The sequence below is a fragment of the Streptomyces sioyaensis genome (assembly GCF_004122735.1).
GTDB classification, from domain to species: Bacteria; Actinomycetota; Actinomycetes; order Streptomycetales; family Streptomycetaceae; genus Streptomyces; species Streptomyces sioyaensis.
In genome coordinates this window covers 1-9937 of sequence record NZ_SDIF01000173.1, presented here as the reverse complement: position 1 = coordinate 9937, position 9937 = coordinate 1, and the positions used below count along the sequence as shown (strand labels likewise).

11 protein-coding genes and 1 pseudogene are annotated in these 9937 nt (G+C 71.2%); 9 read left to right on the top strand and 3 right to left on the bottom strand.

The features are described from left to right. Positions 1-45: 45 nt before the first annotated feature. The gene (locus tag EST54_RS31440) at positions 46-1236 is read left to right on the top strand and encodes a GDSL-type esterase/lipase family protein (protein ID WP_129251102.1); all 1191 of its coding nucleotides are present in this window, start codon (positions 46-48) and stop codon (positions 1234-1236) included. A gap of 44 nt (positions 1237-1280) precedes the next feature. Here the strand turns inward: EST54_RS31440 and EST54_RS31435 are convergent, their stop codons facing one another. Beyond that, the gene (locus EST54_RS31435) at positions 1281-1628 is read right to left on the bottom strand and encodes a hypothetical protein (protein ID WP_129251101.1); all 348 of its coding nucleotides are present in this window, start codon (positions 1626-1628) and stop codon (positions 1281-1283) included. Between the two features lie 679 nt (positions 1629-2307). On the opposite strand from EST54_RS31435, the gene EST54_RS31430 reads away from it, so the two are divergent. Both EST54_RS31430 and EST54_RS31425 read left to right on the top strand, forming a co-directional pair. Beyond that, entirely contained in the window at positions 2308-2559 is a 252-nt protein-coding gene (locus tag EST54_RS31430) for a hypothetical protein (protein ID WP_129251100.1), read from the top strand. A 14-nt stretch (positions 2560-2573) separates the two neighbouring features. Further along, a complete protein-coding gene (locus EST54_RS31425) occupies positions 2574-3734 on the top strand; it encodes a flotillin family protein (RefSeq protein WP_129251099.1) in 1161 nt (386 codons plus the stop codon). A 106-nt stretch (positions 3735-3840) separates the two neighbouring features. Here EST54_RS31425 and EST54_RS31420 read toward each other — a convergent pair whose 3' ends face one another. Further along, entirely contained in the window at positions 3841-4314 is a 474-nt protein-coding gene (locus tag EST54_RS31420; protein WP_129251098.1) for a MarR family winged helix-turn-helix transcriptional regulator, read from the bottom strand. A 446-nt stretch (positions 4315-4760) separates the two neighbouring features. On the opposite strand from EST54_RS31420, the gene EST54_RS31415 reads away from it, so the two are divergent. Both EST54_RS31415 and EST54_RS31410 read left to right on the top strand, forming a co-directional pair. Next, positions 4761-5999 (top strand): cytochrome P450, encoded by a 1239-nt coding sequence (locus tag EST54_RS31415; protein WP_129251097.1) that lies wholly within the window; start codon positions 4761-4763, stop codon positions 5997-5999. Positions 6000-6124: 125 nt separating this feature from the next. Then, positions 6125-6331: a ferredoxin gene (locus tag EST54_RS31410; RefSeq protein WP_093484311.1), complete on the top strand. Its 207-nt coding sequence runs from the start codon at positions 6125-6127 to the stop codon at positions 6329-6331. A 132-nt stretch (positions 6332-6463) separates the two neighbouring features. Here EST54_RS31410 and EST54_RS31405 read toward each other — a convergent pair whose 3' ends face one another. After that, positions 6464-6895, bottom strand: coding sequence for a nuclear transport factor 2 family protein (locus tag EST54_RS31405; RefSeq protein ID WP_129251096.1), 432 nt, complete (start codon positions 6893-6895; stop codon positions 6464-6466). A gap of 155 nt (positions 6896-7050) precedes the next feature. Between EST54_RS31405 and EST54_RS31400 the strand changes: the two genes are divergently transcribed. The 4 genes and pseudogenes from EST54_RS31400 to EST54_RS31385 form a co-directional block, all read left to right on the top strand. Then, positions 7051-7620, top strand: a complete 570-nt coding sequence (locus tag EST54_RS31400; protein WP_129251095.1) for a PadR family transcriptional regulator — start codon at positions 7051-7053, stop codon at positions 7618-7620. Between the two features lie 180 nt (positions 7621-7800). Next, positions 7801-8148: a hypothetical protein gene (locus tag EST54_RS31395; RefSeq protein WP_129251094.1), complete on the top strand. Its 348-nt coding sequence runs from the start codon at positions 7801-7803 to the stop codon at positions 8146-8148. Between the two features lie 207 nt (positions 8149-8355). After that, complete coding sequence (locus tag EST54_RS31390) at positions 8356-9411, top strand: NAD(P)-dependent alcohol dehydrogenase (protein ID WP_129251093.1); 1056 nt, start codon at positions 8356-8358, stop codon at positions 9409-9411. Positions 9412-9671: 260 nt separating this feature from the next. Next, positions 9672-9937, top strand: a pseudogene (locus EST54_RS31385) (hypothetical protein); the annotation flags it as partial.

The window sequence follows — 9937 nt, the reverse complement described above, 5'->3', positions numbered from 1 at the left end:
ACCACCGCCCCCGGTTCCTCCGCCACGCCCCGGGCGGCGGACTGGATCGCCACCCCCCTCACCGCGGACCTGCTGCGCGGCGCGCTCGACCTGGAGCGCACCGAGCACGGTCTGCTGCCGCACCGGCTGCCCGCCCGGGCCCGCGCGCAGTGCGCCGACGGGCAGCTGGCCATGGCGGAGGCCCAGCCCTCCGGCGTACGGCTGGTGTTCCGTACCCGGGCCACCGCCGTCGAGCTGGACACGCTCCGCACCAAGGTGGCCTACCAGGGCGCCCCGCCCCGTCCGGACGGGCGGTACGACCTGCTCGTCGACGGCCGCCTGGCCGGCCAGGCCAGCGTGACCGGCGGCAACGTCCAGACGGTGGACCTGATGACCGGGTCCGCGGAAACCCGGCCCGGCCCGGTCGGCACCGTCCGGTTCACCGATCTGCCCGACCGGCTGAAGGACGTCGAGATCTGGCTGCCGTACAACGAGGTCACCGAGCTGGTCGCGCTGCGCACCGACGCCCCCGTCGAGGCGGTGCCGCTGGGGGGCCGCACGGTGTGGTTGCACCACGGCAGTTCGATCAGCCACGGCTCCAACGCGGCGAGCCCCACCACGATCTGGCCGGCGCTCGCTGCTTCCCTCGGCGGCGTGGAGCTGATCAACCTCGGTCTGGGCGGCAGTGCCCTGCTCGATCCGTTCACCGCCCGCGCCCTGCGGGACACCCCCGCGGACCTGATCAGCATCAAGATCGGCATCAACCTGGTCAATGCCGATCTGATGCGGCTGCGTGCCTTCACCCCGGCCGTGCACGGCTTCCTCGACACCATCCGGGAGGGACACCCCGACACACCGCTGCTGGTCGTCTCGCCCCTCCACTGCCCCCTGCACGAGGACACCCCTGGCCCGTGCATCCCGGACTTCAGCAAACTCAGCGCGGGGACACTGCAGTTCACGGCCATGGGCGACCCCGCGGAGCGGGCCGCCGGGAAGCTGACGCTCGGCGTCATCCGTACGGAGCTCGCCCGCCTCGTGAAGCAGCGGGCGGCCGACGACCCGCATCTGCACTACCTCGACGGCCGCGCCCTCTACGGCGAGGCGGACTTCGCCGAGCTGCCGCTGCCCGATCAGCTCCACCCGGACGCCGCCACCCACCGCCGCCTCGGCACACGCTTCGCCGAGCTGGCCTTCGGCACCGGCGGCCCGTTCGCCACCCGGGAGGCCGGGGAGGCCCGAGACGCCGAAGGCGCCTGAGGTGACTGAGTCACCTCAGGCGCCAGAGGCCGCCTACGCGCTGGTCAGCGTGCCAGCCCGGCCTGGGTGAGCGCGCTGCCCACCAGGTCCGCGCAATGGTTCAGCTTGTTCCGGATCCGTACGGTGGCGGCCGGGGCTCCGGTGGCAGCGGCAAGCCCGAGGCCGTTGGACACGGCTTCCATGACGAGCCGTTGGTCCTGAACGGCCAGGCTCATGCGGAGTTTGCCGGTGAAGAGCTTGCTGCGGATCTCACCTTCGCATTCGTGCGCCTCCGCGCTGCTGTCGGTCTGCGGCACCCACTGGTAGCCGTGCCGCTCCAGCGCCGCGCGGGCGACGCCCAGGGCTTCCTGCGGCTCGGCTCCGGGCGTCAGTGATATCTCTCGATTGCGCACAAACCCTCCGTCTACTGGTCAGCTCCGCCTGCGAATTCGCTCACTGGCTCTTCGCGCATTCGCTGATTCACTCGTATCGTGCGATGCCGCTTTTCGTGCCGGGGGCGTACATCCGACAGGTGTTCAGGGGCCGCTCGCGACATCTGCGGTCGGGGCACGTCCGGCACGGCGGAGGTCCGGCGTCCGGGCACCGATCCCGGCTGGGGGCCGAGGGACGGAAGCGTGCTGAACGCCTTCCAGCTCCATATGAAGCCTACGGCGCACCCCTTAGGTGATTCCCTAAAGCGGGCCGTTGAACAATGCAGACGAGTACTGCTTGCCTGGATTGTGCATTTCGCTCTGCACACAGCGGTGGCCGCGCACGCCCGAGTACGGCCATCCCGTAATCACCACGGACGCACGGCCGCAGTCGCCACGGCCGTACCGCAATCGCCACTCCCCTGACCACCCGGCCCCCGGTACAAATCCCACAGGGCCCCCCGAGCCCACGGAGCGCCCTCCGCGGAAAGCGCGCCGGACACACCAAATCCACGCTGCGCCAGGCATTCGCCCGTTTCCTGGCGGGATATTGACGGCCGCGGGCCGGGATCCCAACGCGCCGTGATCACCCCATAGGCCATCGCCCGCCGGAGCGCTATGGTCGTTTTTCCAGGAACGTAACGGGGGAGGGCCGCCGCCGATGGCACAGGACGATGCCGTGATCGGCTGTACGGGAGTGCTGCTGATCGGCACTCGTGGCGCTGCCGGTCCCGGTGAGGTCCTGGTGCGGATCAGGGGCGGCACGGAGGCCTTTCTCGCCTGGTCCGCCGAGCCCCTTCCGGTAGGGGCGACCGTGCTCGTGATCGAGTCCCGTGGCAATCGCCAGGTCGATGTCATGGAGTGGGCGGATCCGTTGGACGCGTTGCCCGGCGATGCCGGCAACGCCAGTTGAGGAGACGACGAAGGATGTTCGGTTACCGCGTTCCTGCCCCCGATCAAGCAATGCTGATCTCGGGAGGCAGGCGTGGACAGGGGGGCGCGCCGTTCCGAGTGGTCACCGGCCACGGCACATTCGTGCTGCCGGTCTTCCGCAAGGTCCGCTTTCTGACGCTGGCGATGTGCGAGGCGGAGGTCTCGGAGACCTGTGTGACCCGGCAGGGCATCGCACTGACGGTGCGCGCCGTGATCGCGTTCAAGGTCGGCAACGACACCGAGAGCGTGGTCAACGCCGGCCAGCGGTTCCTGTCCGACCAGGATCAGATGTCGGTCCTGACCGGCCGGATCTTCGCAGGTCATCTGCGGTCCATCATCGGCTCGATGACGGTCGAGGAGATCGTCACCGAACGGCAGAAGCTGGCCACCGAGGTCCTGGAGACCTCCAAGACGGAGATGGCGAAGATCGGCCTGATCGTCGACTCGCTGCAGATCCAGTCGATCGACGACGGCGACACCGGCTACATCGAGGCGATGTCCGCCCCGCACAAGGCGGCCATCCAGCGGCAGGCGCAGATCGCCCAGGCACAGGCCACCCAGGCCTCGGCCGAGGCGGAGCAGGAGGCCGCCCGTAATCAGGCGGAGTACGCCCGGCAGACCGCCGTGGTCCAGGCCGAGTACTCCGCGGAGGTGGACCGCGCCAAGGCCCGGGCCGCCCAGGCCGGTCCGCTGGCGCAGGCACACGCCCAGCAGGAAGTCCTCGCCGCCCAGACCGAGCTCGCCGAGCGCGCGGCCCAACTGCGCCAGCAGGAGCTGGTGGCCGAGGTCGTCAAGCCCGCCGAGGCGGAGGCCGAACGCATCCGGCTGCTGGCGATGGCCGAGGCCGAGCGGATGAAGATCCAGGCCGAGGCCGCCGCCTCGCACGACCGCGTGGCCCTGGACCGGATGCTCATCGACCAGCTCCCGCAGATCGTCAAGGAAGCCTCCGCGGGCCTGGCCAACGCCAACGTCAATGTCCTCAACGGCACCGACGGCCTCGGCGAGATCGCCGCGGGCCTGGTCGGCCAGGGCCTGACCATCCTGGACTCGGTCCGCCGCAACCTCGGCGCCCCCGACTCGCCGGGCCAGACCACCGACCGCAACGGCACCCCCGGAGCGGACAAGGGCACCAACGGCCGCGTCGAGATCGAGTGACGCCATGCGGGGTGGGGCCGCCCGGCCCCGCCCCGCTCAGGCCCCGCTTCCTTCCGCCCCGCTCACGCCCGCCCTCGCACGTCCGCCCCACTCAGGCCCGTCCCGCTCACGCCCGCCCGTGCTTCTCCCGGGCGTAGGCCACCAGATGGTTGAGCACGGCGACGGTGGTGGCGATGTCCGCGTCGTCGAAGCCGGCGAGCGCCTCGTGCAGACCGGCCTGGCTGGTCTTCTGCAGGCGGTTGAGGATGGCCTTGCCGTGCGGGGTGATCGCCACTTTCCGGGCCCGGCGGTCGACGGAGTCCGGGGTCCGGGCCACCAGGTCCTGCGATTCCAACTGACTGATCTGGCGCGTGACATGAGGGGGTTCGACCATCAGCAGCGCGGCAAGGTCTCCGACCCTGCTGACGCCTCCGCTGTCCTCCAGGGCCATCAGCAGCCAGAGATCGGAGCGTGCCGCCGTGACCCCCGCCTGGGCGGCCTGGCGTTCGTGCGCCCGGGAGCGGGTGAGCAGATAGGACAGCGTGGCCAGCACTCTTTGCAGTGCGGCGGTGGGGTCCTGGTCTCTTCCGGGGTCCGGCATGCAGGCACTTTAGCCGTCCGTGGGGTGCCGGAAACCCGCTGCGCCGACCCTGTCCGGTGCGGGCCGCCGCTCGGTTTGAGCCAACCTCATGAGGCTCGCGATCACCCCTTCCCTCCCCCGCCCGGGGTGAGTTAGCGTGCACTTAGTTGCTTACCTTAGGTAACTAGTCATCGGCCCGGCACGGCACGTTCCGGTCCCTGTGTCCGGTCCCCATGTCTTGTGTCCGTCCGGTCTCCACGTCCCGGCCACGGCCCACGGCTCCGGTCATGCCTCCGGTCATGCACCCCCGGCGGACAGGACACCGGCGGTCATGCACACCGGCGGACAGGACCTCGCCGGCCCGGCCGCCCAGCCGGTACGCGGTTCGTACGGAACCGTCGAGGAGTGGCGCCACCCGCACCCTTCGCCACGGCAGTGCCGTGGCCGTTCGTGGAAGGACCAGCCGCATGACGACCGCAGAACGCATCGAGGCGGGCCCCGGCACCGGGCCGGGCGAGAGCCTCCCCCCACTCGACCTCCCGGCCGCGCGGACCGCCGGCTGCCCCTTCGATCCGGCACCCGGCGTCGAACGGGCTCTCCGGGAGGAGCCGGTCACCCGCGCGACGCTGTGGGACGGGTCCTCCTGCTGGCTGGTGACCCGGCATCAGGACGTCCGGGAGGTGCTCGGCGACCCGCGGTTCAGCGCCGACGCGACCCGTCCCGGGTTCCCCTTCCTCTCCGCCGGCGGACGCGAGCTCATCGCCACGAAACCGACCCTGCTCCGCATGGACGACCCCGAGCACGCGCGGCTGCGCCGGATGCTCACCGCCGACTTCATGGTGAAGAAGATGGAGGCGATGCGCCCCGAGGTGCAGCGCCTCACCGATGAGCTGCTCGACCGGATGACCGAGGGACGCACCTCGGCGGACCTGGTCGCGGAATTCGCGCTGCCGCTGCCGTCGTTGGTGATCTGCCTGCTGCTCGGTGTCCCGTACGAGGACCACGAGTTCTTCCAGGAGCGCAGCTCGATTCTGCTCAGCCTCCGGTCGACGCGCGAGGAGGTACGGGCCGCACAGGACGAGCTGCTGGAGTATCTGGTCCGGCTCGCCGAGTCCAAGCGGCAGCGGCCGGACGACGCCATCATCAGCCGGCTGATCAGCCGTGGCGAACTCAACTCGTCCGAAGTCGCCACCATGGGACGGCTGTTGCTGATCGCCGGCCATGAGACCACTGCCAACATGACCGCGCTGTCCACGCTCGCCCTGCTGCGCAACCCCGACCAGCTGGCCCGGCTGCGCGACGACCCCTCGCTGATCAAGGGCGCCGTGGAGGAGCTGCTGCGCTATCTGACCATCGTGCACAACGGCCTGCCCCGGATCGCCACCAAGGACGTCCGCGTCGGCGGCGTCACCATCCGGGCCGGCGAGGGCGTGGTGTGCACCCTCAACACCGCCAACCGCGACGAGGACACCTTCCCCGGCGCCGGCGGGCTCGATGTCGGCCGCGATGCCCGCCGCCATGTGGCGTTCGGCTTCGGCGTTCACCAGTGCCTGGGCCAGCCCCTCGCGCGCGTGGAACTCCAGATCGCCCTGGAGACCCTGCTGCGCCGGCTGCCGGGTCTCCGGCTCGACATCCCCTTCGAGGACGTCCCGTTCCGGCACGACATGGGGATCTACGGGGTGCATGCGCTGCCCGTCGCGTGGTGAACCCGGCGCCCCGTCAGCCGGAACCCGCCCCGGAGCCCGGCCTGTAACCCGCCCTTTCCCGTCCTCCCGTTACCGCCCGTCCGCCCCGGCCACAGGAAGCCGGGCGACCCGATCTGGAGAGAACCATGCGCGTGCACATCGACCAGGACAAGTGCTGCGGCGCCGGAAGCTGTGTGCTGTCCGCGCCCGACGTCTTCGACCAGCGCGAGGAGGACGGCATCGTCGTCCTGCTGAACGCCGAACCGCCCGCCGAGCTGCGGGAAGCGGTCCAGGAGGCGGCGGCGATCTGCCCGGCCGCGGCGATCTCGGTGGAGCAGCCGGAGCGGGTCTGACGCTCCCCGCCGGACGCCCGGACCCGGCGCGGGCGAGGCGTCCGGCACCCGGCCACGGCCACGGCAGGGTGCCGGTTGCCTCGCCCGCGCGGGTCCGCCGCGCCTTGTGGCTTACGCCTTACGGCTTACCGCTTACGGCTGCGGTACCAGCCCGTCCTCGACCAACCCGTCCAGCACCGCCTCCCCCAGCGCCTGCACCGCGGACTGCGGCCGCACCATCACCGTCAACTCCTTGATCCGGCCCGCCTCGTCGAACTGCAGCAGATCGATGCCGTGGATCTGCTTACCGCGGACGGTGGCCCGGAAGATCAGGACCGCCGAGTCGACGCAGCCGCCGTCCGCCCCCGCCGCCGTCTGTGCGCTGCCCGTCAGCTCGCCGACGTAACGGAAGTCCTCGAAGGTCCGCAGCAGCACCCCGAACAGCCCGAGCACCATCGGCCGCCCCTCGAAGGGCGTGAACTTCACCGGGCTGTAGAAGCGGATGTCCTCGGTGAACAGCTCCTCCAGCACGCCCAGTTCCCGTGCCTCCACCGCCGCCTTGAAGCGGTCCGCGGTCGTCCCCATGACTCTTCCTCCTCGCCTCGGCCGGGCAGCGAACCGTCCGGCCCCGGGTCCGCCCCGGGTCCGCCCTGGGTCCGGGCCCGGCGCCTCGCCCCGCGCTCCCATAGTCGCGACTATGATTAGTCATATTCTTGAGTATGGGAAGGGTGGCCGGGGCGATGGCTCTCAAGCACGCGGTGCTGGCAGCGCTGCTGGACGGCGAGTACAGCGGCTATCAGCTGGCCAAGGCGTTCGACGTCGGCGTCGCCAACTTCTGGCACGCACTGCCGCAGCAGCTCTACGCGGAGCTGACCAGGCTGGAGGCGGAAGGGCTGGTCGCCGGACGTCAGGTGGTCCAGGAAACCCGGCCCAACAAGCGGCTGTTCCACGTCACCGACGAGGGCCTGGCCGAGCTGGAGCGGTTCGCGGCGGCCGCGTCCAGGCCGTCCTTCATCCGCGATGATCTGCTGGTCAAGGTGCAGGCCGTGGACCGGATCGACGCCGCGCCGGTGATCGCGCAGCTGACGGAGCGGGCCCGGATGGCCGCCGCCAAGGTCGAAATCTTCGAGCAGCTGCTGGCCCGGTTGCGCGGCGGCCTGGACGAGGCGGAGTTCCTGGCCCACGGCGCCCGGGTCGGCCCGTATCTGACCTGCCTGCGCGGCCTGGGCTTCGAACGGGAGACCCGCGACTGGTGTGAGCGGATCACCGGCGTCCTACGGGAGCGCAGCGGCACACCTCAACACCCTTAGACGTCAGGCCGATCCGAACCCGTAGGGGTCAGGCCGATCCGAACCCGTAGGGGTCAGGCCGATCCGAACAACAACCGCGCGCTCGTTTCGCCGGATCTCCTTCGTGTGACAACGGACATCACGGGTCGTATGGCTGGGCACCACACATTCCGCATGGAAACGGAATGAAAGGACCCTCGCATGCGTCTCCGCCACACCGCCGCCTCCGCCGTCAGCGCGCTCGCCCTGGCCCTGGCTCTGCCGGCCTCCCCCGCCGGCGCGTCCACCGGCCCCTTCACCTACGTGTACAACGACGAGGGCGGCACCCCGCACGTGAGTCTGCTGTCCGATCCGCCGAGCCGGGCGTGTTTGAGCCTGCCCGAAGTGACCGACCCGAGCGCCCTGCCCGCGCACTCCCCGAAGAACTACACCTCGTCCGTCGCCACCGTCTTCACCGGCCCGGACTGCACCGGGGATTCCTACACGCTCCGGGCCAACGGCGGCCGCGCCTCGGAGCTGTTGAAGCTCCGCTCGGTGGTCTTCTCCTGAGCCGACGCCGGCCGGCAGCCGGAACACTTCGGCCGGCCGCGGCCCCGGTGCGGCATGGTGGTCATCACCGCCGAGCCGGGGCCGCTTGCCGGCCGGGGCCGCCTCCCGCCGGCGGGCGGCAGGGGGGTTCTGGCAGTAATAGGCACGCCAGGCATAGGTTCAAGGGGGCTCTGGCTAGGGCAATCGGAACGCCGCATTCTCGGTGGCATGACCCACACCTCTGTCTCCGCGTACGCCGCACCCGCCCCGAAGGCACCACTGGAGCGGATCACGATTCCGCGCCGCGAGCTGGGTGCCCACGACATCCTGATCGACATCAAGTACGCCGGAATCTGCCACTCCGACATCCACACCGTGCGCGCCGAGTGGGGCGACGGCGGGAACTTCCCGATCGTCCCCGGCCATGAGATCGCCGGTGTGGTCGCCGAGGTCGGCTCCGGGGTCACCCGCTACAAGAAGGGCGACCGGGTCGGCGTCGGCTGCTTCGTCGACTCCTGCCGCGAGTGCGAGAACTGCCGCGCCGGGCTGCAGCAGTACTGCACCGGCGAGCTCGGCAACGTCGGCACGTACAACGCGACCGGCCGGGACGGCGAGCCCACCTACGGCGGCTACTCCACCCACCTGGTGATCGACGAGAACTACGCACTGCGCATACCCGAGAGCATGCCGCTGGACGCCGCCGCCCCGCTGCTGTGCGCCGGCATCACCCTCTACTCGCCGCTCGCCCACTGGAAGGCCGGCCCCGGCAAGAAGATCGCGGTCGTCGGGCTGGGCGGCCTCGGCCACATGGGCGTGAAGATCGCGCACGCGATGGGCGCCGAGGTCACCGTGCTGAGCCAGTCGCTGCGCAAGAAGGACGACGGGCTGCGGCTGGGCGCCGACCACTACTACGCGACGTCCGACCCGGCCACCTTCGAGCAGCTGGCGGGCACCTTCGACCTGATCGTCAACACCGTCTCGGCCAACCTGGACCTGAACGCCTACCTCGGGCTGCTGCGCACCGACGGCACCCTGGTCCAGGTCGGCGCCCCGGAGAGCCCGCTGCCGGTCGCGCCGTTCGCCCTTATCCCGCAGCGCAAGTCGATCGCCGGCTCGATGATCGGCGGCATCCCCGAGACCCAGGAGATGCTCGACTTCTGCGGTGAGCACGGGCTGGCCGCCGACATCGAGGTGATCGGCGCGGACCGGATCAACGAGGCGTACGAGCGGGTGCTGGCGAGCGACGTCCGCTACCGCTTCGTGATCGACGCGGCCACGATCTGAGCTCCGCTCCCCCTGTACGGCCCCGCCCGGGGCGGCCTGCGCGCCGCCCCGGGCGGCGGTTTCTCCGGGCGCGCCTCCCGTGACGGCCTCGGTGGAGGAACCGCGGCAGAGCGTGGGCCGACGCGGCCGGCGGTCGAGCCCGGCACCGGCAGCCCCCGGAAGTTTTTCCGCACCTCCGGCAACCCCCGCCCCGGCCGCACGTCGTGACGGGTGAGGGCGCCACCGGGCGCCACCCGCCGACGAACGTGGAGCAGCCGACCGTGAAGTCCACCCGTACCCCCCGCACCGCCGCCGGTTCCCGGCCGTACGCCGTCCGCCCCCTGTCCCGCGGTGCGGCCGGCGCCGGGCTGATCGCGGCGCTCGCGCTGGCCGCGCTGTCGGCGGCCGGCACCGCGCACGCCGACGACCGCGCACCGAAGCCGCAGCACACCGGCCAGTCCTCCGCGCGGCCCGCCCCGCAGCCGGCCAAGAGCAGTGCGACGCCCGGCCCGGCCGGCAGCGAGGCCCCCACCGCCCCGCCCAGTGC